Origin of the sequence: Amycolatopsis dendrobii (assembly GCF_014145675.1) — a bacterium.
Taxonomy (GTDB): Bacteria; Actinomycetota; Actinomycetes; order Mycobacteriales; family Pseudonocardiaceae; genus Amycolatopsis; species Amycolatopsis dendrobii.
In genome coordinates this window covers 321,916-348,241 of the sequence record NZ_JACGZW010000007.1, presented here as the reverse complement: position 1 = coordinate 348,241, position 26,326 = coordinate 321,916, and the positions used below count along the sequence as shown (strand labels likewise).

Genomic DNA, 26,326 nt, shown 5'->3' with positions numbered 1-26,326 from the left:
ATGGGCCACTACAAGAGCAACGTCCGAGACCTGGAGTTCAACCTCTTCGAGGTGCTCGGCGTGCAGGAACGGCTCGGGAAGGGCGTACTCGCCGAATCGGACGAGGAGACCGCCCGCGGCGTGCTGTCGGAGCTGAACAACCTCGCCACCGGCCCGCTCGCCGAGTCCTACGCCGACGCGGACCGCAACCCGCCGGTGTATGACCCCAAGACGTTCAGCGTGACGATTCCCGACTCGTTCAAGAAGAGCTACCAGGCGCTCGTCGACGGCGAATGGTGGCGGCTCGGCCTCACCAACGAGCTTGGCGGCTTCGGCCTGCCTCCGACGGTGCAATGGGCCGCGGCCGAGCTGATCCTCGGCGCGAACGCCCCGCTGTTCATGTACCTGGCGGGTCCGAACTTCGCCATGATCGTGGACAAGAACGGCACCGAAGAGCAGAAGCACTGGGCTCAGCTGATGATCGACCGCGGCTGGGGAGCCACCATGGTCCTCACCGAGCCGGACGCCGGTTCGGACGTCGGCGCGGGCCGCACCAAGGCGGTCAAGCAGGAGGACGGCTCCTGGCACATCGACGGCGTGAAGCGGTTCATCACCTCGGCCGAGAACGACATGGTCGAGAACATCATGCACCTGGTGCTGGCCCGTCCCGAGGGTCCCGGCATCGAGACCAAGCCGGGCACCAAGGGCCTGTCGCTGTTCCTGGTCCCGAAGTTCCACTTCGACTCGAAGACCGGCGAGCTCGGCGAGCGCAACGGCGCCTACGTCACCAACATCGAGCACAAGATGGGCATCAAGGTGTCCACCACGTGCGAGCTGACCTTCGGCCAGCACGGCACCCCGGCCAAGGGTTGGCTGCTCGGCGAGGTGCACGACGGCATCGCGCAGATGTTCCAGGTCATCGAGTACGCCCGGATGATGGTCGGCACCAAGGCGATCGCCACGCTGTCCACCGGATACCTGAACGCGCTTGAGTACGCCAAGGAGCGCGTGCAGGGCGCTGACCTGCCGAACATGCTGAACAAGGCCGCGCCGCGCGTCACGATCACGCACCACCCCGACGTGCGTCGTTCGCTGATGCTGCAGAAGGCGTACGCCGAGGGCCTGCGCGCGATCTACCTGTACACCGCGTCCTTCCAGGACCAGCTGTGGACCGGCGAAGGCGATGAAGCCGCCCTGAAGCTGGCGCACGGCGTCAACGACCTGCTGCTGCCGATCGTCAAGGGCGTCGGCTCCGAGCGTGCCACCGAGCAGCTCGTGCAGTCGCTGCAGACCCTCGGCGGTTCCGGCTTCCTGCAGGACTACCCGATCGAGCAGTACATCCGCGACGCGAAGATCGACTCGCTCTACGAGGGCACCACGGCGATCCAGTCGCTGGACTTCTTCTTCCGCAAGATCGTCCGCGACAAGGGTCAGGCGCTCGCGTTCGTCGCGGGCGAGATCACCAAGTTCATCGAGTCTGAGGCGGGCAACGGCCGGCTCAAGAACGAGCGCGCGCTGCTCAAGCAGGCGCTCGAGGACACCCAGGGCATGCTGGGCTCGCTGATCGGCTACCTGACCTCGTCGCAGGAAGACCCGCAGAACATCAACAAGGTCGGCCAGCACACCGTGCGGCTGCTGATGTCGGTGGGCGACCTGCTGGTCGGCTGGAAGCTGCTGCAGGGAGCCGAGGTCGCGCTGGCCAAGCTCGACAACGGCGCGTCGGCCAAGGACAAGCCGTTCTACGAGGGCAAGCTGGCGGTGGCGTCGTTCTTCGCGAAGAGCGTGCTGCCGGAGCTGACCTCGCGCCGCGCCATCGTGGAGGCCGCGGACAACGCGCTCATGGAGATCGACGAAGCCGCGTTCTGATCGCACTCGCTGGAAAAATGCCCCGCTCCGCACCCGGACCGGGGCATTTTTCCTGCTTCCGGTAGCGGTGCGGGCGGACGGGCGGTAAGCCGGGTTTGGCGCCTCGGGTTCCGGGCTAAACCGGTCGGGCCCGATCCTCTCGGCAGAAGGAGTTTCGCCATGGCGGTTTCCGGCATCATCAGCGCGGTCGTGATCGGCCTGATCCTCGGCCTGCTCGGCAAGCTGGTCGCCCCTGGAAAGCAAGCGATCCCGATCTGGCTGACGATCATCGTCGGCATCGTCGCCGCGTTCGTCGGCACCGCGATCGCCCGCGGGATCGGCTACGCCGACACCAAGGGCATCGACTGGCTGGAGATCATCACCCAGGTCGTGCTGGCCGCGATCGGCGTGACGCTCGCCGCCAGCCTGTGGGGCAAGCGGCAGGTCAAGAGCTAGCTCAGTCGTTCAGCTCCGGCTCGAGCAGGCTCATCAGGTACATGTCGTGGTACTTGCCGTCGGGCCCGCGATGGCATTCGCGGTGCCTGCCGTCCTCCACGAACCCGACCTTGCGGTAGACGTGCCGGGCGCGCTCGTTCTCGGCGACCACCCAGAGCGCGATCAGGTGCAGCCGCATCACGTTGAACCCGTAGCGGCACATGAGTTTCAACGCCTCGGTGCCGTATCCGCCGTCCCAGTGGTCGGTCTCGCCGATGTAGATGTCCAGTTCGGCGCGACCGATCTCTGGGCGGGCATCGCGCAGGTCGACGGCACCGATGAGCTTGCCCGTTTCGAGGGATTCGATGCCGAGCGCGACGTTCTCGTACTTGTTGACGGGGCGTTCCTCTCCCCATTTGCGCAGCTGAGCGAGCGAACGGGGATGGTCGCCGGTCATGTACCGGCCGACCTCGGGGTCGTGGATCCAGCGGTAAAACGATTCGGCGTCCGACGGTTCGATCGCCCGCAGCCGCACCAGCTTCCCCGTGAGCATCCGCGCTCCCCCTCATTCTCGTTTCAGCACAAGGAAATCCGTGACGCCGACCAGTCCGAGGAACTGCCGCACCCCGGGCGGCATCGGCCGGCGCGACTCATCATGCACGAGTTCCGGATCGCGCACGCGGTATTTACGGCCGCGCGTGATCACCTCCGCCTCGCCCGCGGCGCGGACGTTGCGGACCCAGTCGGCGTCCGGTCCGTAGGTGAGCGCGACGACGAATCCGTCGTCGGTGCGGAAGATGTTGAGCGGGGTGCGGAATTCGCGGCCGGACTTCCGGCCGCGGTGCACGACCACCCCGAATCCGGGCAGTTTGTCGGCGAAGGGTTTCGTGACCCGGTTGGTGACCACGCGGTTGAACCGGGCGAGACGTTCGGGCAGCACCATGCCCTCGAGCCTAATCCAACGAGCGTGGAATTTCCTGCCGGAGACGCGCTGTGCACCTGAGCGGGCGGGTCTGGTGGGATGGGCCCGCACGTGGACACGAGGTGGGGAGCGGGGATGGCGCAGGACTGGCCGATGGGGCAGGAACCGCACGCGGCGGTGCTCGTCGCCCGGGGGCTGATCGAGCGGCCCGAGGAGCTGGATCACGTGCTGCTCGACGACGAGGAAGGCTGGTTCGTCAGCGACGGCACGGAGTTCGGCGAAGACCCGGAACTCGACGAAGAGCAGTTCGCCACGATGTGCCTCCACGACGTCGTCGAGCTGTTGCCGCAGCTGACCGCGCTGGCCAAGCTGCCAGCCGGGATGGGTGCGGAGTGGGACGCGGGCAACGGGACCTGGGTGCTGATTTCGCCGCTCGTGCCGAGCGATGACGACGAGGCCCGCGCGTACCGGGAGGCGCGCGCCGCTGCTTGGCCGCACGCCGGATCGCCGATGGAAGAGGTGAACCTCAGCCTGGGGTTGATGCAGATCGGCACCGCGGCGGACGCACCGGCGCGCAGTGTGCGTTACGTCAGCCGGGAAGAAGACGGCACGTGGATGTTCGTCGGCTTCGAGGTGCCGGATCCCGACGAGCAGACCGACGTCGAGGTTGACACCCTGGAGCTCGGGCACGTGGCGCAGCTGTACCCGGACGTCGTCGAGTTGCTGGACGCGGAACCGGGCGAGGTGTTCTTCCGCGAGGCTCCGGATGCCGAGTGGTTGCAGGTAATCGACGACGGGGAGTGAACATGTCCGAGGAATGGCCGCTGCGACAGGACCCGGAATCCCCGGTGATCATCGCGCACGACCTGGTGGATCATCCGGAGAAGCTGGCCTTCGTCGTCCTTGACGATGACGACGACTGGTTCATCAGCGACGGCGCCGAGTTCGAAGAGGACATGGAGGTCAACCGCCAGCTGTTCGGCGCGACGGCGCTGCGCGAGGCGGTGACCCTGCTGCCGCACCTGGTCGCGCTGGCCGACGTGCCGCCGGGGATGGCCGCGGACTGGGACCCGGACCGCCGTACCTGGCTGCTCAGTTCGGTGTCGGATTCCGATGACCTGGACGAGGATCTCGTGCACCGGGAGGCCCGGATCGCAGCCTGGACGCACCCCGGTTCGCCGGTGGAGGAAGTCCAGCTGAGCACCGGATTGACCGAAATCGGAACGACCGCGGACGCGCCGGCGCGGGCGGTCCGCCAAGTGGTCCGCGAGCAGGACGGCACGTGGCTGTTCGTCGGCTTCGAGGTTCCCGAAGCGGAGGATTTCGAGGTGGAGGGCCTGGAACTGGAACACGTCGTGCAGCTGTACCCGGACGTCGCGTCGACCCTGCTCGCCGCGCCGGGCCAGGTGTTCGACCGGGCGGAGCCGGGCGCGCCGTGGGAATTGGTGGAAGGCTGACGTCCTATGTGGACTGTCTGAAATCGCAGACGCTTTCCCGTTGTCGTCGGTTGGGCGGCCGAGGCCGGATCAGTTCTACTGTGCCGACCCGCTCGCGCCGCGGGCCGCCGATTTCGGGAGGTAACCGTCAATGACGACGAAGTCCGGGGATGGTTTGAGCCGCCGGTTGAACGGCAGGCACATCCGGTTCATCGCCTTGGGCTCGGCGATCGGCACCGGATTGTTCTACGGCTCCTCGGACACGATCGCCAAGGCCGGGCCGTCGGTGTTGCTCGCATATCTCATTGGCGGCGCGGCGATTTTCTTCGTGCTGCGCGCTTTGGGCGAGATGGCCGTCAACGATCCCGCGCCCGGTTCTTTCGGCGAATACGCCAGGAAGCACCTGGGTCCCTTGGCTGGGTTTCTTACCGGCTGGACGTATGCGTTCGAGATGGTGATCGTCTGCGTCGCCGATGTCACGGCTTTGGCTGTGTATATGGGATTCTGGTTCCCCGACGTGCCACGCTGGATCTGGGTGGTGCTGACGATCCTGGTCATCGCCGCCGCGAACCTGGTGAGCGTACGGGTCTACGGTGAGCTGGAATTCTGGTTCACTCTGGTCAAGGTCGTCGCCATCGTCGCGATGATCCTCGGCGGTGCGGCAATCCTGATCTTCGGCCTCGGCGCCAATTCCGGCGGTGTCACCAACCTGTGGTCCCACGGCGGCTGGTTCCCCAACGGCATCAGCGGTTTCATCGCGTCGTTCGCGTTGGTGATGTTCGCCTTCGGCGGCACGGAGATTTTAGGCCTCACCGCAGCCGAATCCGAAGACCCGCGCACCGCCATGCCCAAGGCGGTCAATACGGTCCCGGTTCGGGTGCTGCTTTTCTACGTGGCGACGCTGGCGATCATCATGATGCTGAACCCGTGGAACACGATCAGCACCTCCGGAAGCCCCTTCGTCCAAATCTTCGCCGGCCTGGGATTGCATTCCGCCGCAACAGTTTTGAACATCGTCGTGGTCACCGCCGCGTTGTCCGCGATCAACAGCGACATCTTCGGCGCCGGACGGATGATCTACGGCCTGGCTCGACGTGGCCAGGCTCCCGCGATCATGGCCCGGGTTACGCGTAACGGCATCCCATGGATGACCGTCCTCGTCGTCGCCGCGGCCCTGAGCCTCGCTGTCGTTCTGAACTACCTGTTGCCGGACAGCGCTTTCCTGCTGATCGCGTCGGTGGGCACGTTCGCGACGGTGTGGGTGTGGTTCATGATCCTGCTTACCCACTACCGCTCCCGCCGCGGTTCGTCCGCTGCGGATTTGGCGTTCCCGGTGCCGTTCTGGCCGGTGGGTCAGGTTTTGACGATGGTGTTCATGGTGTTCATCTTCGTGGTGATGGCGTTCGCCGAGGACACCCGCCTGGCGCTGGTGGTCGGAGTGGTGTGGCTGGTGGTGTTGTGCGGGTTGTTTTGGTTCCACCGCAGGGCAACGCCGTCTGCTCCGAAGGAAGACGCGATGACTGAGGCCGGGTAGTACGGGCAACACTAAGTCCGGCTGCGAGGTCGTACTTAACCAGTGGGGCAACGCCAAGTGTGCCCACGACAGCACTGCGTAGTTCGCGTTCGTCGGAATTGTGTGTGGTTGCAGCTAGGATGGGGGCATGGCGACTAGCGAAGCCCCGGATCCGGGTGCTCCTCGTGAAGAGGCTCGCCGCCTCCTCGAGGCGGTTCCTGACGAACGGGTATCCGCTGCGTTGGCGGCGCTTCGGCAACTGGCGGAGGTGCCACCAGGCGCTGAACCGCCACGTCGCCGGTTTCGCACGGTAGGTGTGTTCGAAGGCGAACATGATCTCGGCCGACGTGTCAAGGAAGTGGCCCGTCGAGAGCTTGGCGGCGGATCGGGCAAGTCGGCGTGATCCTGGTCGACACTGGAGTCGTGGTCGCCATGGGCAACCGGCGCGATGACGACCATGAAGGCTGTACCGAACTTCTGGCTTCGACTCTGGAGCCACTGGTCCTGCCGGAGCCGCTGCTCGTGGAGATTGGCTACATGCTTGGTTCGCGTGCTGGCGCCTCAGCGGAAGCCGATTTTCTTCGCGACGTCGCGGATGGTCTCTACACCGTCGAGTCCATGATGCTCGCCGATATCGCGCGGGCAGCCGACCTGGTGGAGAAGTACGCTGATCTCCCGTTGGGCACCGCCGATGCGTGCGTCATCGCGCTGGCCGAGCGTCTTGGCATCACGCGGGTGGCTACCCTCGATACGCGTCATTTCTCGATTGTCAAGCCAAGGCATATTTCCTCGTTCACCTTGTTGCCTTCCTAGCGCCTCCGGCAGAGGCACGACGCGAGAAGGCCGCTGCGACGACCGTGTCGGATGAATTGTGATCTGCGCGGCGGAACGTCCAGCTTGGCTCGCGCGATTGCAGCTACATGGCAGGACGGAAGGCGGCCGCTCGCTATCTCGTGGGAGGAGACGAGCGGCTTCTCAAGAGGTATCGGAGCCTGCTTCGGCGGCTCGACCTACTGGAACGTGGGGTGAGAGCTCACTTGGCGACGTACCAAGTCTCTCAGGGGAAGAACAAACTCAAGTCACCCCTCGTCGCCGAGAGCAGGCGCGTGGGGTTGCACCACGAAGCAGGAACCCTGATCAAGGCGTTCGAAAATCTGCCTGAGCGTGTGTGGCGGCGAGACGAACTCCTCACACGGGCGGAACGGTGCCGCACCAAGCTCAATGAGTCGCCGATCGCGACTCCGACCCAGAGCAGACGCGGCTCCGTGCGTCACACGCCTGACTTTGCTGAGGGGCGAATGAGCGACACGAGTTGCCGTGCGGACGGTCGCCTGCGAACTGACGGCCAAACCTCCCGGAACACAGAGGGACACGGCGTCGGCAAGGGCAGGCGCAGGTATGTCCGGATCGTCAGCGGCGGCCTGCCTACGCTTGGTCGACGTTAGTCCGCGGGCTCCCCCTCTCCGAGGGCTCAGGCTTGGACGTCGATCAGTTAATGGCACCCGAGAAGTGAAAAGCGCGGATAAAAAAAGCCCCAGGTCTAAAGTGGACAACCACTGACCTGGGGCTTCTCTATGAGAGCGGATGACGGGAATCGAACCCGCGTATTCAGCTTGGGAAGCTGATGTTCTACCATTGAACTACATCCGCAGTGCTCCGCCAGCATACACAACCACGGCACCCCCATGTCCAGCGGGCCACGCCTTGACGCCCACCCGGCAAAGTGACAACACTTGTTGTCGACCCACGGTGCGGAGGTGCGCGATGGACGACCCCGAGATGTCTCCCGAGATGTTCCGCCAAGGCGGGTTCCGCCTGGCAGCCCGGACCCGAGGTGCCACCGCGGACGAAGCGCAGCTCAACCGGCTCCGGACCTTCGCGCAGCAGGAAGACGCCCTGGCCGACGCGGTCGTCGAGTGGCTGCATCGGGAACCGCACAATCAAAGCCGAGTCGACCGGGCGCTCGCCGGGGAGCAAGCGCCGCCGGAACTGAAGCAGTTCGTCGAGCAGGTCGAAGCCACCCCGTACTGGGTCGACCAGGAACGGCTCCTCCGCGGCGCGAAGGCGATCACTCGCGCCGGGTTGCTTGGGCTCTTCCCGCTTGGCGACATGTCGCTCATGGGCGGCTACCTGGCCTCGCGCGCGACGAAATCGCTGGTCGGCACTGGGGAAATCGAGCATCGGGCACCGCGGCGGCTGGTGGAGACCGCGGCTTGGTGGATTGACGTCACCACGCCGGGGGCGCTCCAAAAACACGGCACGGGGTACCAAGCAGCGCTGAGGATCCGGCTCGTGCACGCGCACGTCCGGCGTGCGATGAACAACCGGCCGGACTGGGATTACGACCGGTGGGACCGGCCGGTCAACCAGGTCCAGACCGCGGGCACGCTTCTCCTCTTCTCGCTCGTCTACGTCTTCGGCACCCAGCTGCTCGGCCTCCGCTACACCGCCCGCGAGAAGGCCGACATCCTGCATCTTTGGCGCTATGTCGGCTGGCTGATGGGCGTCGCCGACGAACTGCTGCCCGCCGATGAGGACGACGCTTGGCGGCTGCTCTGGATGCTCGCCGCCACCGAGTTCATCCCCGACGACGACTCCAAACGGCTCGCCCGCGCCCTCGTCGACACGCACGCCGCGATCGGCGAGGGGCGCGGGGCCGCCGGGAAGGTGCTCGCGCAGGTGAACGTCGGCGTGCACTCCGCGATCAGCCGACTCGTGCTCGGCCGCGACAACGCCGACTTTCTCGGGCTGCCGGACAACCCGGTCGCGCAGGCCGCGGTGCTCGCCGCGGCGGGGGTGAATTACGCGGCCGAGACGGTCCGGCAGCTCGTCCCCGGCGCGACTGCGCTGCAGGAAGCACTCGGCGCGTTCGGGCGGCGGCGGTATCTCAAGCGGATGGACGCGGTGTTCGGACGGAGGGGTGCCCCGGCCGCGCCTGCCCGCCCGATAGGCTGCATCCGTGCTGCTCAGTGACCGTGACCTCCGCAAAGAGCTCGACGCCGACCGCCTCGGCATCGACCCCTTCGACCCTGCCATGGTCCAGCCGTCCAGCATCGACGTCCGGCTCGACCGTTACTTCCGGGTCTTCGACAACAGCAAATACACCCACATCGACCCGCAGCTGCAGCAGGACGAGCTGACCTCGCTGGTCGAAAAAGAGGGCGACGAGCCGTTCGTGCTGCACCCCGGCGAGTTCGTGCTCGGGTCCACGTTCGAGCAGGTCCGGCTCGCCGACGACCTCGCCGGACGGCTCGAGGGCAAATCCTCGCTCGGCCGCCTCGGGCTGCTCACCCACTCCACCGCGGGCTTCATCGACCCCGGCTTCTCCGGGCACATCACGCTCGAGCTGTCGAACGTCGCGAACCTGCCGATCACGCTGTGGCCCGGGATGAAAATCGGTCAGCTGTGCATTTTCCGGCTGTCCAGCTCGGCGGAATTCCCGTACGGCTCCAGCGAGGCCGGCTCCCGCTACCAGGGGCAGCGCGGGCCGACACCGAGCCGCGCGTACAAGAACTTCCACCGCGTCGACACCTGGCGCTAGCCCCTTGTGAGTGTTTATCCCGGTTAGAACCGGGATAAACACTCACGAGACCGGGGACGCCCAGTCGATCCGGTGCTCCCACATGAACCGGTTCGGGTCGTCGGTGGCCGGTTTGCGCATCGCGCGCGTGATGAAGAAGTCCCGCAGCACCCGGCCGACCGGGCCGGGAGCCTTGGCGTCGCCGTTGCGTTTGCCTTGGGCCACAACGGCTTCCACCCGTTCGCGGCGCAACGCCTCGAAGGTGGTCAACGCGGCCGCCGGGTCGGAGACGTCGCGCAGGCACATCGCGAGCGTCACCGCGTCCTCGATCGCCATCGCCGCGCCCTGACCGGCCGCCGGTGACGTCGCGTGCGCGGCGTCGCCGATGAGGCCGATCCGGCCGCGATGCCACACCGGGACTGTCGGGAAGTCGTACGTCGCCCATGGTTCGTAGATGTTTTCGCTGGCCTCGATGATCGCGGTGGCTGGAGTGCGGTCCGGGCGGACCAGGTCGAGCAGTCGTTCGCGCCAACTGGGGCCGCGCATCGAGGCGAGGTCGGATTCGGTCGGCTCGCTGGCGTGCGGCACGTTCGCGAACCACCAGACCGCGCCGTCCGGGGCGAGCACGTGCGCGAAGAACGCCTTGCGGCCGAACACCATGTGCATGATGCCCGGTTCGTCGTCGAGGTCGAGGCCGCGCGCGAAACCGCCGGTGTTGAGCAGCGGCACGTACCGCGGCGACGGGGCGGAGGGATCCAGGATCCGGCGGACTGTCGACCGCAGCCCGTCCGCGCCGATCAGCAGGTCGCCTTCGGATTTTGTGCCGTCGGCGAAGGACGCGGTGACGCCGTCCGCCGTCTGTTTCGCGTCCGTCAGTCGCTTGCCGAACTCCGTGCGCACGCCGCGTCTGACTGCTTCGTCGCGCAGCGCCACGTAGAGATCGGAGCGTAGGACGGTCTGGCTCACGGTGCCGTCCGGCAGCGCCCCGCCGAGCGGGAACTCGCTGAGCTTGCGGCCGTTGCCGAGCCCGAGCGTCATCCGCGGAGTGTCGAAGCCCAGGTCTTTGACCAGCGGTTTCAGTCCTAACGGCGTCAGCGCGTCGAGGCCGTTCACCGCGAGCGTCAGGAACGCGCCGACGCCTTCCGCGCTGCGGTCGTAAGCCTCGTACAGGACCGGTTCGTGCCCCACCTCGTGCAGCGCGATCGCGGTGATCGCCCCCGCGATACCCCCGCCCGCGATCAGGATCCGTGCCATGGTTCACCCCTTCGAATATCTTGGAAAGTAATTCGTTCTATCGAACTAAATAGTTCGCTAGACTCCCGGGCATGTCAAGCGAACGCGAGGATCTGGTCGCTGAGCTGCTGCTTCGCTCCCGGGTGCTGTCGACCGAGACGGTCATGTTCCACACCGCGCTCGCCGAGCAGAATGGGCTTTCGCCGGTCGAGAGCAAGGTCACCGACTACCTCGCCCGGCTCGGTCCGCTCACTCCGAAGGAGCTGGCCGAGTACGCCGGGCTCGCGCCCGCGTCCGTCACCGCGCTGGTCGACCGGCTCGAGCGCAAGGGTGTCGTCAACCGGATGCCGCATCCGGACGACCGGCGGAAGGTCCTCGTCCGCGTCGACCCGGCGAACGTCGAGCGCGTCGCTCCGCTGTGGGACTACATCATCGCGGCGATGAAGTCGATCGCGGCCGGCTACTCCGATGAGCAACTCCAAACGGTGATCGGCTTCCTCGATCAGGCAGCGGCGATCACCCACGAGTCAACCGTGCGTCTCACTGATCGCTCAGCGGAGTGAGGTAATCCCACTGCCGGGTAGGAAATCGCCGCGACGTCACCGGATGGTGGAAAACTTGCGCGCATGGTTTCGGCCGGGAAACGTCTGCTCTTAGTCCTCGGCCTGGTGGCCACTCCGCTGACCCCCGCCGCGCCGGCGGCGCTTGCCGGGCCAGGGCAGGAACTGCGGGTCACGGCGGTCGCCGAACCGCATCGGGTGCACGCCGGCGACCAAGTGACGTTCACGGTGAGCGTGACGAACCCGGCTGCTGCCCCGGCGTCCGATGTGGACGTCGTGGACGAGCGGAACCCGCAGTGCGGCAAGAAGATCGGAACTTTGGCTCCGGGTGCCAGCACGCGTTATCAATGCACGTTCGCCGCGCCGGAGAAGGGATTCGTCGCCGCGGTCAAGGCGACGGGCGTGGGCTCCGGCGGGGAGAAGCTGTCGGCCTCGGCGGGCAGCAACGTCGATGTCCTCCGTCCGGCCGTGACGTTGAGTCAACAGGTCGACAAACCGGCTTACCGCGCTGGCGATCAGGCGACCTTCACGCTCAAGACCACCAACTCCGGCGACGTCCCGCTGCACGACGTGACCATTGCCGACCCAGCGGTCCCCTCGTGCGCACGCCCCATCGGATCCCTCGCGCCGGGACAATCGGTGGTGGGCACCTGCACGGCAACCGTGCCGCTGCCAGACGGAGCCCGCGCCACCGTGAAGGGCATCGATCCGCTGGGCAAGGTCGTCAGCTCGACCGCGGACGCGAAAGTCCCCCTCATCACGCCTGCGCTGTCCGTCTCGAAAGCCGCTGTTCCGCCGGTGGTGCACGGCGGGGACCAGATCACCTGGAAGGTGACCGTACGCAACACCGGCGACAGTCCGCTCAACCCAGTCGACGTCACTGACGACGCGACTCCGGAGTGCTCGCGGTCTTTCGGTGTACTCACGCCTGGCACCGAGCAGAGCTACTCCTGCACCGCGAAACCCGCGTTCACCACCACAAACAGCGTCACCGCCACGGGCACGGACGCGACCGGTCGACCGGTCACGGCCAAGTCCTCGGCCACCGTCACGGTGATCCATCCGGCCTTGGCGGTCACCGCTGCCGTCTCCCCCGCGCAGGTGCGCGAAGGGGACCGCGTCACCTTCACCATCACCGTGCGCAACACCGGTGATGTGCCGCTCGACGAGGTCGCGGTGGCCGACGAGAGCGTGCCCGGTTGTGTCCGCAAGTTCGGCACATTGGCGCCCAATGCAGTCGAGACGTACAAGTGCGAACAGTTAGCCCCGGCGGACGACGTGACGAATGCCGTTGTCGTGACTGGCAAAGATCAGCTCGGCACGACACAGCGTGCAACCGCGGAGGCGCGGGTCGACGTGGTTCATCCGACACTGGAGGCCACCGTCGCAGCGGTGCCTGCGCAGGTGCGTGAGGGGGACCGAGTCACCTTCACAGTCACGGTAAGCAACACCGGCGACGCCGAGTTCCATGACGTCGCCGTGGCAGACGACCGGATTGCGGAATGCGCGCGAACTCTCGGAACTGTTGCCGCCCAAGGAAAGCAGACCTTCACCTGCACCACGGTCGCCGGAACGCAGGGCTTCACGAACGATCTGACCGTCACCGGCACCGACCCGACCGGCCGACCCGTCACGGCAAAGGCGAGCGCGTCGTTCACCGTGCAGCACCCGGCGGTCAGCTTGACCGCGACTGTCCAAGGTGGACCATTCCGCGAAAATGACGCCGTGGCGGTGCACGTGATCGTGGCGAACACCGGCGACGTGCCGCTCACCGGACTGGCCGTCACGACGATGGCTCGCGCCGAAGGCTGCGCACAGCAACACGACACGCTCGCTCCTGGAACCAACTGGACGTTCGACTGCACCACCACCGCACCGGGTGCCGACGTGACCGAAGCACTGCAGGTCACCGCGAAAGCGCCGGTCGGAGCACCGGTGACGGCGGCGACCGAGGCGGCGATCGACGTGATCCACCCGCTCGTCACGCTCGCGCAGAGCGTGACGCCGACCGTCGTGCGCCCGGGCGAGCCCGCGACGTTCACCCTGACCGTCAGCAACGCCGGGGACACCGAACTCCACGACATCCAGGTCGCGGACCCCGCCGTCCCGGAATGCGCGAAGCGGCTGGGAACTCTTGCCCCGCAAGCCAAGCAGACCTATACCTGCACCCGGCCCGCGACTGACGACCTCACCAGCGAAGCGACCGTCACCGGCACCGACCCGTCCGGCCGCCCGGTCACCGCGAGCGCGAGCGCGCACGTCGACGTCATCCACCCCGCTGTCGAGCTCACCCAGACTGTCACGCCGACGCAGGTGCGCGAGGGGGACCAAGTCACCTTCACCGTCACCGTGCGCAACAGCGGAGACGTCCCGCTGACCAAATTGTCCATTGTGGACGAAAAGACCCCCGGCTGCGCCCGCGACTTCCCCACCCTGGCCGCAGGCGAAGAACAGCACTACACCTGCACCGCCAAAGCCGGGCATGACGGCTACTCGAACACCGCGAAGGTGACCGCCGCAGACCCGATCGGCGGCACGGTAACCGCCACGGCGGACGCCGCGTTCACCGTGGTGCACCCGGGATTGTCATTGACGAAGATCGTCCACGGCGGCCCCTTCCGCGCCGGCGACCAGGTCACCTTCACCATCACCGCGACCAACACCGGCGACGCCCCGCTGACCGCCGTCAAGGTCACCGACCAGGGCCCGTGCGCGAAAGCCCTCGACACACTCGCCCCGAAAGCGAACAAAGCCTACGACTGCACCATCCCCGCCCCAGCCGACGACGCGGTCAGCACCGCGCACGTGACCGGCACCCCGCCGGTCGGCCCGCCGCTCACCGCGTCCGCCGACGCGCACATCGACGTGATCCATCCCGCGCTCACCGTGATGACCTCGGCGAACCCGACCGTCGCGCGGGCCGGCGACACCCTCACCGTGACGGTCTCCGTCACCAACACCGGCGACGTCCCGCTCACCGCGGTGACCAGCGCCGATCCTGTCTGCCCGAAGAAGTTCGACCGCCTCGAAGCCGGTGCCGCGCAGAGCTACCAGTGCACCGTGAAGGCCAAACCGGACGACTTCGCCGTCCTCGCCACCCTGACCGGCACCGACCCGACGAACCGCCCGGTCACCGCGTCCGGCTCAGCGAAGATCGACGTCATCCACCCGGAAATCGCGATCATGAAGGACGCCCAGCCGTACGAGGTGCGCCAAGGCGACAAGGTCACCTTCTCGCTGCTGGTCCGCAACGTCGGCGACGTCCCGCTGACGGCGGTGTCCGTCGTGGACGATCGCACCCCGGCTTGCGCGCACCAGATCCCGAGCCTGGCACCGGACGCCCAGATCGAGTACCAGTGCTCGATCACCGCAGGAGCGGCCGGGTTCACGAACACCGCGACGGTGACCGGCACCGACCCGACCCAGCGAACGGTGAGCGCTTCCGCTCAGGCGTCGTTCAGGGTGAAGAAGCCCGCGTTGGCCGTCGCCAAACACGCCACCGGCAGCGCGTATCGAACCGACGATGCGGTGCCGTTCGAGGTCGTGCTGACCAACACCGGTGACCAGCCGCTGCACGATGTCCGGGTGGCCGACGGCCCCGCCTGCGGGCACGCATTCGCCGAGTTGCCGGTCGGCGGAACCCAGCGCTACCAGTGCGTCGCTCCCGCCGCGACGGCCGCCGCCCTGGCAACCGCGACCGCGGCCGCCCCTTGGGGCCCGCCGGTCACCGCGACCGGAAAACCGGACTTCGCGGTGCTTCATCCGGCGTTGGACCTGCGCCGCGATCACCTGGAGCAGCCGATCCGGCCGGGTGACCCGGTGACGTACGTGAGCACCCTGCGCAATACCGGCGACGCACTCTTGCACGAGGTGACCGTTCGCGACGCGGATCCGGCCTGCTCGTTCACCGTCACCCAGCTGGCCCCTGGCGAACAGGTCACCCGAGCCTGCACGCTTTCGGCTCGCGCGGACGCCACCACGACCACCACCGCGACCGGGACTGACCAGACCGGCCGACCGGTCACCAAGGAAGCCACCACGACGACGAAGGTGAGCCCTTGAGGAAGGCAAAAGAAAAGGCAGCGAAGAACATCTCTCCCTGCCGTATTTAACTTATAACGCATTGGGGGGCTTGCCGCAAGACCCGGGTGGTCCCGCAGAATCTCCAGCCGAACAGGCTGCCGCTCGAGGGCGAACGAAAGCCGGGAACGACCACAGACGGGGGAAACGAACGAATGGGCAGCTACGTGCTCGGTCTCCAGCAGATCGACCGGGAGCAGGTCGCGATCGTCGGAGGCAAGGGCGCGCATCTGGGCGAACTCGCGCGGATCGACGGGGTCCGCGTGCCGCCCGGTTTTTGCGTGACGACCGAAGCGTTCGAGCGGATCATCGAGAACGCGCCGGAACTGGCCGGGCCGCTGGAGCGGCTGGCGAAGCTGAACCCGGACGACCGGGACGCGATCAGCGAGGGCAGCGCGGAGGTCCGGCAGGCGCTGGAAGCGATCGTCATTCCGGACGATCTGGCGGCGGAGATCACCGACGCGCTGGTGGCGGGACGCGCCTACGCGGTCCGGTCGAGCGCGACCGCGGAGGACCTTCCGGGTGCGTCCTTCGCCGGTCAGCAGGACACCTACCTCAATGTCCTTGGCGCGGAAGCGGTCCTGCGGCACATCAGCCGGTGCTGGGCGTCGCTGTTCACCGAACGCGCGGTGACCTATCGGCTGCGCAACGGCTTCGACCACCGGAAAGTCCACATGGCCGTGGTCGTGCAGCAGATGGTTTTCCCGCAGGCTGCCGGGGTGCTCTTCACCGCCGACCCGGTGACGTCCAACCGGAAGACCGCCGTCGTGGAGGCCAGCTTCGGCCTCGGCGAGGCACTGGTTTCCGGCCTGGTCAACGCCGACAACTACCAGGTGCGCGACGGCGCGATCGTCGACAAGGCGATCTCCGCCAAGCAGCGTGCCATCCTTGCCGTCGAGGGCGGCGGCACCGAAGAGCAAGCGATTGACGCGGACCAGCAGGAGCAGGCCGCGCTGACCGACGACCAGGTCCTCCGGCTCGTGGAACTCGGCCGCACGATCGAGGCGCGTTTCGGCGGCCCGCAGGACATCGAATGGTGCCTGGCCGACGGCGAATTCCAGATCGTCCAGAGCCGCCCGATCACCACGCTGTTCCCGATTCCGGAAGCCGTCGACGAGAAAAACCACGTCTACCTCTCCGTCGGCCACCAGCAGATGATGACCGACGCGATGAAGCCGCTGGGCCTTTCGGTCTGGCAGCTGACGACGCCGCGCCCGATGGCCGAGGCGGGCGGGCGGCTGTTCGCGGACGCCACCGCACTCCTGTCCGTTCCCAAGAGCCGCACCAGTTTCCTTGCCGTGGTGGGGAAATCCGACCCGCTGATGGGCGACGCGCTGGAGACCGTCCTTTCCCGCGAGGGCTTCATCCAGATGGCAGACGACGACGGACCCGGCGAGCAGATCCCCGGGGCCGCGCCGGCCACCATCGAAACCGATCCGGCCGTCGTCACCGAGCTGATCCAGCACAGCGAGGCTTCCATTGCCACGCTGCAACGCGAAATCGCGGCGAAGTCCGGCAGCGAACTGCTCGACTTCATCTTCGAGGACATCGAGGAAATGCGCCGGATCCTCTTCGATCCGCGCAGCCATCAGGTATTCACCGCGGCGATGCAGGCGTCCTGGTGGCTAAACGATCATCTGCAAGAGTGGCTCGGCGAAAAGAACGTCGCCGACACGCTTACCCAGTCCGTCCCGCACAACATCACCTCGGAGATGGGGCTGGCGCTCCTCGACGTCGCGGACGTGCTCCGGGCCCGTCCCGAGGTCGTCGCGTTCCTCCAGGACGTCGAGGACAACGGGTTCCTGGCCGAGTTGCCCGAACTGGCCGGCGGGGAGGAAGCGCGCGCCGCGATCCAGGGGTACCTCGACAAGTACGGCATGCGCTGCGTCGGCGAGATCGACATCACCCGGCCGCGGTGGAGCGAACAGCCGGTCGCGTTGGTGCCGATGTTGTTGTCCAACATCAAAAACTTCGAGCCGGGAGCCGGGCAGCGCCGCTTCGAACAAGGCCGCCGGGAAGCGTTGGACAAGGCGCAGGAGGTCCTGGAACGGCTGCGCGCCTTGCCGGACGGCGAGGCGAAGGCCGAGGAAACCGAGCGGATGATCGAGCGCGTCCGCACGTTCACCGGATACCGCGAGTACCCGAAATACGGCATGGTCAGCCGCTACTTCGTGTACAAGGAAGCTCTGCTGGGCGAGGCCGAGCGCTTGGTGCGGGCCGGCGTGCTCGACGAGCCGGAGGACCTCTTTTTCTTGCGATTGCAGGAATTCCGAGACCTCGTGCGGACGCACGAGGCCGACCGCGAGCTGATCCAGCAGCGCAAGGAAGCGTTCCGGACCTACGAATCGCTGACGCCGCCTCGCGTGCTCACGTCGGACGGCGAGGCTGTTCCCGGCAGCTACCGCCGCGATGACCTGCCCGAAGGCGCGCTGGGCGGGCTGCCGGTGTCCGCCGGGACCATCGAGGGTCGCGCCCGCGTCATCCTGGATCTCGCCGAAGCCGACCTCGAACCGGGCGACATCCTCGTCACGGCATACACGGATCCGAGCTGGTCACCGCTGTTCGTCGCGATCACCGGCCTGGTGACCGAGGTCGGCGGCCAGATGACGCACGGCGCGGTGATCGCGCGGGAGTACGGCCTGCCCGCGGTCGTCGGGGTGCAGAACGCCACTCGGCTGATCAAGGACGGACAGCGGATCCGCGTCAACGGGACGGACGGGTACGTCGAGGTTCTCGACGCCAGCCTCGGTGAAATGTCCGATTGATTGCCTCGCGGACGACAACCCGTCCGGGGCTCGTGTCGTCTGATTTCTGGCGATGGTGCTCGCTAGTGGGTCTCCGGCCACTGCGCCATTTGGAGGTAACCATCGTAATCAGTTCGTGATAGTTTCCGCGGCTGTGTCCTCCATTAGTGTGCGCGTCCGGGTCGTGAGTGTGACTCTCAGTGTTCTCTTCGGGGGTCTCGGAGCAGCCGGCGGGACGTTCGCGCTGCGCTCTGGGCACCTCGACACACTGAGCGTTGCCGTCCCGGAGACTCGTGACGACGGGGTGTCCGCGGGTGCGTTGCGGCCGTTCGCGGTGTCGCCGGCGTCTTCCGCGTCGGCGACACCCAGCAGCAGCGCGCCCGCGACCACAGCGCCGCCGACGACCTCGGCCACGCCCGCGCCGCCTCCGCCGCCGCCTGCGGAGTCCAAAGAGGACACTCCGACGAGCAGCAGCGCGAAGCCGTCGCCGAAGCCGCGCAGCGCGCCGACGCTGGCGGGCCAGGTCGTCGCGCTGGTCAACGACGAACGGGGCAAGGCGGGCTGCGATCCGGTCACCGAGGAAGCACATCTCGACAAAGCCGCGCAGGGGCACAGCGACGACATGTCCGAGCGCGACTATTTCTCCCACGACACCCCGGAAGGCGAGAGCTTCGCCGACCGCATCACCGCCGCGGGATACCCGAAACCGGGCGCGGAGAACATCGCGAAGGGCGCGACCAGCGCGGACCAGGTGATGCAGATGTGGATGAACTCCAGCGGGCACCGCAAGAACATCCTCAACTGCTCGCTGAAGAAGCTGGGCGTCGGCGTCACGACGGACGGCTGGTACTGGACGCAGGACTTCGGCTACTGATTCGGCCGCGGCGGAAGGCCGTAACGGGCCAGCACTGTCGCGCGCAGTTGCGGGTCCGTGCGCGGCACCGGCTCGATGAACACCTCCGAGACGTCCGGGAACCGCTCGCTCAATTCGTTCGCCAGCCGTACGCAGGCGTATTCCAGGTCGGCGGCGCGCAGTGCGTCGTCGAAGTCCACGCGGGCGCACACGAGGACGTGATCGGTGCCCATCAGCATGGTCTGCAGATCCACCAAGGCGTCGATTTCCGGCGCGGCCCCGAGGTGATCCCGGATGCCGCGGACCAGGCGCGGATCCGCTTGCCTGCCGACCAGCAGACCGCGGTTCGTGCTGCCGAGCAGGTACGCGACGCACGCGAGCAGCACGCCGATGAGGATCGACGCGATGCCGTCCCACACGTCCGAGCCGGTCAGCTGGTGCAGCCCGATCCCGGCGAACGCGAGCAGCAGGCCGACCAGTGCCGCGGAGTCCTCGAACAGCACCGTCTTGGGCGCCGGGTCGTCGATCATCCGCAGGTAAGCGAAGAACGGCCGCTGCTCGGCTTTCGCGTCGCGACGGACCTGGCGGACCGCCTGCGCCCACGACACCGATTCGAGCACGAAAGCCAGCGCCAGCACGATGTAGCCGACGATCGGTTTCGTCTGCTCCGCGCCTTCGCCGAAAACGGTGGTAAATCCTTCGTACAGCGCGAAGACCGCACCGGAAGCGAAGATCGACACCGCGGCGAGCAGCGACCAGAAGTACCGTTCCTTGCCGTACCCGAACGGATGGCGGCGATCGGCCGGCCGCTCGGACCGTTTCAAAGCGGTGAGCAGCAGCACCTCGGTGATGGTGTCGGCGACCGAATGCGCGGCCTCGGACAGCATCGCGCCCGATCCGGTGATGATGCCCGCGACAAGCTTCAGTATCGCGATCGCCAGGTTCACTCCACCGGCCAGCACCACGGTGAGAGTGCTTTCGCCGCCGCCTTCCGATTCGTCGCTCACGCGGGAAAGACTAACTGCACTGCCGGGTACGCCGCCTGCTGCAAGCGGCGATGACGAGGACTAATACGCCCGCGACCAACACCGACTGTTCGACTGTCGCGGCGAAACCCGCGTTGGAAGCTTTCGGCAACCCGACCCAGCTGTACGACACCAATGCCAGCATGACGGCAACAGTCGGCCATGGAGCCAGATCCGCCTTCATGACGAGCTGAAACGCAGTGCTTGCCATCAGGCTGACCGCGAACCCGAGCCAGCCGTTGCCGCGCACCGGTTTCCGGCGGACCCCAGGGACTGGTCGCCAAGCAGGACATCATCATCCGCACTGGCAAATGTCCCGGGCCGCGTGAAACAGAACGGCCCCTGGCATCCGCGGATGCCAGGGGCCGTCGTCAGGGAGAACCTCAGTCGTCGCCCTCGGGCAACGGCGTTCCGGTCGGCTTCTCGTCGGTCGGAACGTCCGGCTTGGCCGACAGCTCCGCGTCCGATTCGTCCAGCGAGGGCGCGCCCGAGGCGACCAACGCCGGTTCCGGCTTGCGCTTCACCGCGGTGAGCAGCAGCTGCGCGACGTCCACGACCTCGACCTTCTCGCTCGCCATGCCGTCGCTCTGGCGCGAGGTGACGCCGTCGGTGAGCATCACGCGGCAGAACGGGCAGCCGGTGGCGATCTTCGACGGAGCGGTGCCGAGCGCCTCGTCCACGCGCTCGACGTTGATCCGCTTGCCGATCTTCTCTTCCATCCACATCCGCGCGCCGCCCGCGCCGCAGCACATCGAGCGGTCGCCGTGCCGCGGCATTTCGCGCAGCTGCGCACCGGACGCGCCGACGAGCTCGCGCGGTGCGTCGTAGACCTTGTTGTGCCGGCCCAGGTAGCAGGGGTCGTGGTAGGTGACGTCCTCGGCGACCGGCGCGACCGGCGTCAGGTGCTTCTCCCGCACCAGGCGGTTCAGCAGCTGCGTGTGGTGCACGACGTCGAACTGGCCGCCCAGCTCCGGGTACTCGTTGGCGAGGGTGTTGAAGCAGTGCGCACAGGTGACGACCACCTTGCGCGCCTTGCGTTCCCGGCCCTCGAACACCGAGTTCAGCACCTCGACGTTCTGCTGCGCCAGCATCTGGAACAGGAACTCGTTGCCCGCGCGGCGAGCCGGGTCACCGGTGCAGGACTCCTCCGAGCCGAGCACGGTGTACTTGACGCCCGCGATGTGCAGCAGCTCGGCAACCGCGCGCGTGGTCTTCTTCGCGCGGTCCTCGAACGCGCCGGCGCAGCCGACCCAGAACAGGTACTCCGCGTCGCCGAGGTCGCCGTCGAAGACCGGGACCTCGAAGTCGAGGTCTTCGGTCCACTGCAGCCGGTCCTTGGCGTTCTGGCCCCACGGGTTGCCCTTGTTCTCCAGGTTCTTGAACATGCCGTTCAGCTCCGTGGGGAACGACGACTCGATCATCACCTGGTAGCGGCGCATGTCGACGATGTGGTCGACGTGCTCGATGTCGACCGGGCACTGCTCGACGCAGGCGCCGCAGGAAGTGCAGGACCACAGCACGTCCGGGTCGATGACGCCGCCGTCGTCGCCGACGAGCGCCTTCTGCGACTCAGCGATCGCGAGGACGTCGATGCCCGCGTACATGTTGTCGCCGGACAAGCCGACCTCGTCGCCGGCCATGTCGCGCTTGCCGCCCGCGAGCAGGTATGGAGCCTTCGCGTAGGCGTGGTCGCGAAGCTGCGTGATGAGCAATTTCGGCGACAGCGGCTTGCCGGTGTTCCACGCCGGGCACTGCGACTGGCAACGGCCGCATTCGGTGCAGGTGGAGAAGTCCAGCCAGCCCTTCCAGCTGAAGTCCTCGATCGCGCCGACGCCGAAGGTGTCCTCGTCCGGGTCCGCCTCTTCGAGGTCGAGCACCTTGCCCTTGCTCATCATCGGCTTGACCTTGCCGAGCGCGACGCCGCCGTCCGCCTCGCGCTTGAAGTAGATGTTGAAGAACGCGCTGAACCGGTGCCAGGCGATGCCCATGGTCATCGTGCGGGCCACGACGATCAGCCAGACCGTGGCGCTCATCAGCTTGATGAAGGCGAACACCGACACCAGCGCCGCGCTCGAGGGCAGCAGCTCGCTGAGCGGGTTCGACACGAACGCGGCCCAGGTCGGCGTCTCGTGGACGTGCATCGCGGCCTTGCCCGCGCGCACGCCGATGATGCCGATGCCCTCGACGATCACCACGGCCTCGACGAAGTAGGCCCACTTGAAGTTCGAGCCCGCGAACCGCGACAGCCGGTCGGCCCGGCGCGGGTGGTTCAGCTGCCGGATGATCGCGAGCGCGACGCCGCCGACGACCGTGCCGACGCCGAGCAGCTCCATCAGGAGGCTCCACAGCGACCAGTCCTCGAGGATCGGCCAGCCCCAGGTCGGGACGAACACCTCGCCGTAGGCCTCGAACAGCGCGAGCGACCCGATCAGGAAGCCCCACATGACCAGCCAGTGCCACGGGGCGACCTGGCGGAACTTCGCCATGCGGGTGTGTGCCGCGAACTCCTTGATCAGGGTCATCAAGCGCGGCAGGAACGGGCCGTTGCGGGTCGCGTCCGGCTGGCCGAGCTTGATCACCCGCACGAAGCGGGCAATGGTCGCGATGAACATTCCCCAGGCGACGATGCCCAGGAGGACGGAGATCCCCCCGAGCGTCAGCTGTACAGCGCCCATCGTCGGGTGCCTTTCGTCCGGTGTGGTGGTGCCGCCGCGCGAGCGCGCCGGTGCCGAGCAGGGTAACGCTTCTTACTGATGGGTAACCGGTGTGGCGGCCCCAAGTCCCACCGATGTGGTGCACGCCTCGCTAGCAAGTGGGACGATCGTTCAGGTAATTTAGTTAGCTATGGGTGCTTACTTGTACCTCGCTTTGGCCATCGCCGCAGAAGTGACCGCTACCGTCTCGCTCAAACTCTCCGAGGGCTTCGCCAAGGTGACGCCGTCGATCCTGGTGGTCCTCGGGTACGGGCTGGCGTTCTTCGCGCTGTCGCGGGTGCTCAAGCTCGGGCTGCCGATCGGGGTGGCCTACGCGATCTGGGCGGCGGCGGGCGTGGCGCTGGTCGCGCTGGTCGGCGTGCTGTTCCTGAAGGAGCCGATCAACCTCGCGGTGATCTCCGGGCTGGTGCTCGTGATCGGCGGGGTGGTGCTCATCGAGGTCGGGAGCCAGTCGTGAAAATCCAGACCGACGGCCGCAAGGCCCGCGGCGAGAAGCGGCGCACGGAGATCATCGAAGCGACCCTGCGGGTGATCGAACGCGACGGCGTCGCCGGGGTCACACACCGCACGGTCGCGGCCGAAGCGGGCGTGCCGACGACGTCCACGACCTATCACTTCTCCTCGTTGGACGACCTGCTCGTGGCGACGCTCATTTCGTGCGCGCGCGACATGGCGACCGAGGTGTACTGGATGATCGACCGCGCCCGCTCGCGCGGCAGCCGCGGTGCGGAAGAGGTCGCTGGCCTGCTCGCGGAGGCGCTCGGGCCGCGCCGGGGCCGCACGATGGCGGAGTACGAGCTGTACCTGCTGGCCGCGCGCAAACCGGAGCTGCGCCCCGCCGCGCGGCGCTGGCTGGATGTGTTGACCTCGATGGTCCGGCACGACGACGAGGTCGCGTTCCGGGTGTTCCTCGCGGGAATCGACGGGTTGCTGATCCAGGGGCTGATCGACGACGAGCCGCCGTCCGCGGAGGAGTTGCGGCCGGTGGTGGACTATCTGCTCAAGCCCGCTTGAATTCGGTGGAGTTACCGGGACCCGGTCGGCTAGCTTGCCGGGCATGAGGGTCGTGGGTGAATACGAGGTCGACGACCGGCGGGAGCGGCTCGACCTCGACGTGCTGTGGGAATTCCTTTCCACCGAGGCTTATTGGGGCCGTTGGCGGACGCGGGAACAGGTGGAAGCGGCGATCGCCGGATCGTGGCGGGTCGTCGGGGCCTACTCGCGCGCGGACGGACGGCAGGTCGGATTCGCGCGAGCCTTCTCCGACGGAGTGACCTCGGCGTATCTCGGCGACGTGTTCGTGGTCGAGTCCGCGCGCGGAAGCGGATTGGGCAAGGAACTCGTGCGCGAGATGATCGACCACGGGCCGGGCGCGCAGTTCCGGTGGATGCTGCACACGGCGGACGCACACGGGTTGTACCGGCAGTTCGGGTTCGAGGAGCACACGAAGGGCCGGTTCCTCGAACGCGAGGGGGTCAACCGGGAGTCTCTCCGGTAGATCCATTGTGGACGGAGAGGGCGGCGGCCACGACGTCCCGGATCAAGGTGTCGCCGGGTGCGCAGTTCACCAGCAGCCGGTCCAGGTCTTCCTTGCCGAACCAGGCGCTGTGCGGGTGCTTGTCCCATTCCAGGACTGGGCGGGCGAGGTCGCCCTCGACCTCGATCAGGTAGAAATCGCCGATCTCTTCGCCGTCGTCGAGCGGCCAGCGGTGGCGGCCGAGGTTCCCTGCCACGCGGCGCAGCCGCCAGCCGGTTTCCTCGAAGACCTCGCGGGCGAGCGCGTCCAGCGTCGTCTCGCCCGGTTCGAGGTGGCCGCTCACGACGTCCCACGTGCTCGGATACCGCGGCCGGTCCGGGCTGCGGAACTGCACGAACGCGCGTCCGTCGGCGCCGAGGACCACTCCGCCCGCGGTGTCGGGCAGAGGTTGCGGAAAGACCACGCCGTCCGCAACCTCCACCGTCGGCTCCGCCATGGCCGAACTCAGCCCTTGTTCTCGTAAACCGGCACCAACGTGGCCCGCCCGAGCGTGTGGCCGAACATGTTGAATCCCAGGAACGCGGGCGTAGCGTCCTCCGGAACCTCCAGCGTTTCCACGTCCAGCGCGTGCACCACGAAGAAGTACCGGTGCGGCCCGTGTCCGGGAGGCGGTGCGGCGCCAAGGTACTGCTTCACCCCGCCGTCCCCCTTCAGCGAGACCGCGCCCGAAGGCAGTCCCGACCCCGCGGAGTCACCAGCGCCGCCCTCGAGCGAAGTCACCGAGGCCGGGATGTTGAACACCGCCCAGTGCCAGAAACCGCTGGCGGTCGGGGCGTCCGGGTCGTACACCGTGATCGCGAAGCTGCGGGTGCCCTCCGGGAAGCCTTCCCACGCCAGCTGCGGCGAGCGGTCCTCGCCGCCGGCGCCGAAGATGCCCGACAGGTGCGGCTGGGCCAGGGTCTCGCCGTCGGCGATGTCCGTGCTGCGCAGGGTGAACGAGGGAACCGACGGCAGGTAGTCGTAGGGATTGGGCGGCTGGGGCATGGGTTCCTCCTGATCAACGGGGCTCTCCGGCCGCCAGGTTAAGACCCCGGGTTGAGCGCCGCCGCCTCAGGGATGTTTCGGGGGGTTTACCGGATGTCCCCGGGGGCCCGCACCTTCTAACGTCTTTCCAGACAGCCGAGAGTGGTACTGAGGGGAACTGACATGGCACGCCCGCTTCTGGCAGTGGCCGGCATCGCGGTGATCGGCGTTGGGGTGGCGATCGGGTTCGGCGGGTGGGGGTTCGGTTCCACGGTTTCGCGGGACGCGACGCTGACGCAGGAGATCCGCGGGGTGAAGCTGGAGAACGGTTCCGGCGACGTGCGCATCCGCACGGCAGCCGGCGCGGCTCGCGTGCACCAGACGCTTCGCTACCACTTCAGCGGCGAACCCGGCGACGCTTACCGCGTCGAGGGCGACCAGCTCGTCATCGTCGACTGCGGGCGCAACTGCACCGCCGACATGGAACTGATCGTCCCGGCAGGCATTCCGGTCACGGGCAGCTCCGACTCCGGCACGCTGGACTTCGCGGGCGTCGGCAGCGTCGACGTCACCGCCGATTCCGGGCAGGCTCGGATGCAGGACGTCGCGGGCCCGGTCAAGCTCCGGATGGACAGCGGCTCGACGGAACTGCACAACGTCGGCGAGGTGCAGGTGCACAGCCAGTCCGGCCGGATCGAGGGCGACGGGCTGCGCGGGCCGGTCGACGTCTCGGCGGGCAGCGGGCGGATCGAGCTCACGCTGACCCAGCCCAGCAACGTCAAGGCGCAGGCCGATTCCGGCCGCGTCGAGGTGTCCGTGCCGCGCACCGGGTCCTACCAGGTCACCGGCAGCAGCGAGAGCGGTCGCCGCAGCATCGACATTCCGCAGAACTCAGGTCCGGACGCGAAGACGCTCGAGCTGAACACGGACAGCGGCAGCGTCACCGTCAAGGCCGTCTGAAGGGGAG

The 26,326-nt window shown here is 67.3% G+C and carries 24 protein-coding genes and 1 tRNA gene; 16 read left to right on the top strand and 9 right to left on the bottom strand.

Translation table 11 applies throughout. The features are described 5' to 3' along the window. Both H4281_RS22415 and H4281_RS22410 read left to right on the top strand, forming a co-directional pair. Window positions 1-1,845, top strand: coding sequence for an acyl-CoA dehydrogenase (locus H4281_RS22415; protein ID WP_182892886.1), 1,845 nt, complete (start codon window positions 1-3; stop codon window positions 1,843-1,845). A gap of 159 nt (window positions 1,846-2,004) precedes the next feature. Then, window positions 2,005-2,280, top strand: a complete 276-nt coding sequence (locus tag H4281_RS22410; protein WP_043831620.1) for a GlsB/YeaQ/YmgE family stress response membrane protein — start codon at window positions 2,005-2,007, stop codon at window positions 2,278-2,280. 1 nt (window position 2,281) lies between these two features. On the opposite strand, the gene H4281_RS22405 is transcribed toward H4281_RS22410, so the two are convergent. Beyond that, window positions 2,282-2,812, bottom strand: a complete 531-nt coding sequence (locus H4281_RS22405; protein WP_182892885.1) for a GNAT family N-acetyltransferase — start codon at window positions 2,810-2,812, stop codon at window positions 2,282-2,284. A 12-nt stretch (window positions 2,813-2,824) separates the two neighbouring features. Next, window positions 2,825-3,202: a nitroreductase family deazaflavin-dependent oxidoreductase gene (locus tag H4281_RS22400; RefSeq protein ID WP_182892884.1), complete on the bottom strand. Its 378-nt coding sequence runs from the start codon at window positions 3,200-3,202 to the stop codon at window positions 2,825-2,827. Between the two features lie 114 nt (window positions 3,203-3,316). Here H4281_RS22400 and H4281_RS22395 point away from each other — a divergent pair, with 114 nt between their 5' ends. The 4 genes from H4281_RS22395 to H4281_RS22380 all read left to right on the top strand — a co-directional run bounded on the left by H4281_RS22395 (window position 3,317) and on the right by H4281_RS22380 (window position 6,943). Then, entirely contained in the window at window positions 3,317-3,985 is a 669-nt protein-coding gene (locus H4281_RS22395) for a hypothetical protein (RefSeq protein WP_237597622.1), read from the top strand. 2 nt (window positions 3,986-3,987) lie between these two features. Beyond that, window positions 3,988-4,638, top strand: a complete 651-nt coding sequence (locus H4281_RS22390) for a hypothetical protein (protein WP_182892883.1) — start codon at window positions 3,988-3,990, stop codon at window positions 4,636-4,638. Window positions 4,639-4,768: 130 nt separating this feature from the next. Next, window positions 4,769-6,151, top strand: coding sequence for an amino acid permease (locus H4281_RS22385; protein ID WP_182892882.1), 1,383 nt, complete (start codon window positions 4,769-4,771; stop codon window positions 6,149-6,151). Window positions 6,152-6,529: 378 nt separating this feature from the next. Then, the gene (locus H4281_RS22380; protein ID WP_182892881.1) at window positions 6,530-6,943 is read left to right on the top strand and encodes a type II toxin-antitoxin system VapC family toxin; all 414 of its coding nucleotides are present in this window, start codon (window positions 6,530-6,532) and stop codon (window positions 6,941-6,943) included. A gap of 766 nt (window positions 6,944-7,709) precedes the next feature. Here the strand turns inward: H4281_RS22380 and H4281_RS22375 are convergent. Beyond that, window positions 7,710-7,780: transfer RNA gene (locus H4281_RS22375), tRNA-Gly, on the bottom strand. A gap of 114 nt (window positions 7,781-7,894) precedes the next feature. On the opposite strand from H4281_RS22375, the gene H4281_RS22370 reads away from it, so the two are divergent. Then, on the top strand, window positions 7,895-9,103 hold the full coding sequence (locus H4281_RS22370) for an oxygenase MpaB family protein (protein WP_182892880.1): 1,209 nt from the start codon (window positions 7,895-7,897) through the stop codon (window positions 9,101-9,103). Further along, window positions 9,090-9,671 (top strand): dCTP deaminase, encoded by a 582-nt coding sequence (gene dcd / locus H4281_RS22365; RefSeq protein ID WP_037354328.1) that lies wholly within the window; start codon window positions 9,090-9,092, stop codon window positions 9,669-9,671. The genes H4281_RS22370 and dcd overlap by 14 nt, the downstream gene beginning before the upstream one ends. 42 nt (window positions 9,672-9,713) lie before the next feature. On the opposite strand, the gene H4281_RS22360 is transcribed toward dcd, so the two are convergent. After that, the gene (locus H4281_RS22360) at window positions 9,714-10,904 is read right to left on the bottom strand and encodes an FAD-dependent oxidoreductase (protein WP_182892879.1); all 1,191 of its coding nucleotides are present in this window, start codon (window positions 10,902-10,904) and stop codon (window positions 9,714-9,716) included. Window positions 10,905-10,975: 71 nt separating this feature from the next. Here H4281_RS22360 and H4281_RS22355 point away from each other — a divergent pair, with 71 nt between their 5' ends. The 4 genes from H4281_RS22355 (at window position 10,976) to H4281_RS22340 (ending at window position 19,141) form a co-directional block, all read left to right on the top strand. Further along, on the top strand, window positions 10,976-11,446 hold the full coding sequence (locus tag H4281_RS22355; protein WP_182892878.1) for a MarR family winged helix-turn-helix transcriptional regulator: 471 nt from the start codon (window positions 10,976-10,978) through the stop codon (window positions 11,444-11,446). A 63-nt stretch (window positions 11,447-11,509) separates the two neighbouring features. Further along, on the top strand, window positions 11,510-15,505 hold the full coding sequence (locus H4281_RS22350) for a CLIPPER-2 domain-containing protein (protein ID WP_182892877.1): 3,996 nt from the start codon (window positions 11,510-11,512) through the stop codon (window positions 15,503-15,505). A gap of 173 nt (window positions 15,506-15,678) precedes the next feature. Continuing rightward, complete coding sequence (gene rph, locus H4281_RS22345; RefSeq protein ID WP_182892876.1) at window positions 15,679-18,288, top strand: rifamycin-inactivating phosphotransferase; 2,610 nt, start codon at window positions 15,679-15,681, stop codon at window positions 18,286-18,288. A 169-nt stretch (window positions 18,289-18,457) separates the two neighbouring features. Next, on the top strand, window positions 18,458-19,141 hold the full coding sequence (locus tag H4281_RS22340) for a CAP domain-containing protein (RefSeq protein WP_312872163.1): 684 nt from the start codon (window positions 18,458-18,460) through the stop codon (window positions 19,139-19,141). On the opposite strand, the gene H4281_RS22335 is transcribed toward H4281_RS22340, so the two are convergent. The 3 genes from H4281_RS22335 to H4281_RS22325 all read right to left on the bottom strand — a co-directional run bounded on the left by H4281_RS22335 (window position 19,135) and on the right by H4281_RS22325 (window position 22,820). Next, the gene (locus H4281_RS22335) at window positions 19,135-20,127 is read right to left on the bottom strand and encodes a cation diffusion facilitator family transporter (RefSeq protein WP_182892874.1); all 993 of its coding nucleotides are present in this window, start codon (window positions 20,125-20,127) and stop codon (window positions 19,135-19,137) included. The two genes, H4281_RS22340 and H4281_RS22335, sit on opposite strands and share 7 nt — an antisense overlap. 10 nt (window positions 20,128-20,137) lie before the next feature. Then, window positions 20,138-20,356, bottom strand: a complete 219-nt coding sequence (locus H4281_RS22330) for a hypothetical protein (protein WP_182892873.1) — start codon at window positions 20,354-20,356, stop codon at window positions 20,138-20,140. A 172-nt stretch (window positions 20,357-20,528) separates the two neighbouring features. Beyond that, window positions 20,529-22,820 (bottom strand): (Fe-S)-binding protein, encoded by a 2,292-nt coding sequence (locus H4281_RS22325; RefSeq protein WP_182892872.1) that lies wholly within the window; start codon window positions 22,818-22,820, stop codon window positions 20,529-20,531. A gap of 169 nt (window positions 22,821-22,989) precedes the next feature. Between H4281_RS22325 and H4281_RS22320 the strand changes: the two genes are divergently transcribed. The 3 genes from H4281_RS22320 to H4281_RS22310 are packed head-to-tail and all read left to right on the top strand — an operon-like array spanning window position 22,990 to window position 24,357. Next, window positions 22,990-23,316: a DMT family transporter gene (locus H4281_RS22320; protein ID WP_182892871.1), complete on the top strand. Its 327-nt coding sequence runs from the start codon at window positions 22,990-22,992 to the stop codon at window positions 23,314-23,316. Further along, complete coding sequence (locus tag H4281_RS22315) at window positions 23,313-23,873, top strand: TetR/AcrR family transcriptional regulator (protein ID WP_009085017.1); 561 nt, start codon at window positions 23,313-23,315, stop codon at window positions 23,871-23,873. The genes H4281_RS22320 and H4281_RS22315 overlap by 4 nt, the downstream gene beginning before the upstream one ends. Window positions 23,874-23,916: 43 nt before the next feature. Continuing rightward, window positions 23,917-24,357 (top strand): GNAT family N-acetyltransferase, encoded by a 441-nt coding sequence (locus H4281_RS22310; protein ID WP_116199406.1) that lies wholly within the window; start codon window positions 23,917-23,919, stop codon window positions 24,355-24,357. On the opposite strand, the gene H4281_RS22305 is transcribed toward H4281_RS22310, so the two are convergent. Together H4281_RS22305 and H4281_RS22300 are read right to left on the bottom strand one after the other, a co-directional pair. Next, the gene (locus H4281_RS22305) at window positions 24,335-24,832 is read right to left on the bottom strand and encodes an NUDIX hydrolase (protein ID WP_182892870.1); all 498 of its coding nucleotides are present in this window, start codon (window positions 24,830-24,832) and stop codon (window positions 24,335-24,337) included. The two genes, H4281_RS22310 and H4281_RS22305, sit on opposite strands and share 23 nt — an antisense overlap. A gap of 8 nt (window positions 24,833-24,840) precedes the next feature. After that, complete coding sequence (locus H4281_RS22300; protein ID WP_182892869.1) at window positions 24,841-25,380, bottom strand: YbhB/YbcL family Raf kinase inhibitor-like protein; 540 nt, start codon at window positions 25,378-25,380, stop codon at window positions 24,841-24,843. 162 nt (window positions 25,381-25,542) lie between these two features. On the opposite strand from H4281_RS22300, the gene H4281_RS22295 reads away from it, so the two are divergent. Next, window positions 25,543-26,319 carry a DUF4097 family beta strand repeat-containing protein gene (locus H4281_RS22295; protein WP_182892868.1) on the top strand — a complete coding sequence of 259 codons (777 nt, stop codon included), beginning with the start codon at window positions 25,543-25,545 and terminating at the stop codon, window positions 26,317-26,319. The last annotated feature ends 7 nt before the right edge of the window (window positions 26,320-26,326 follow it).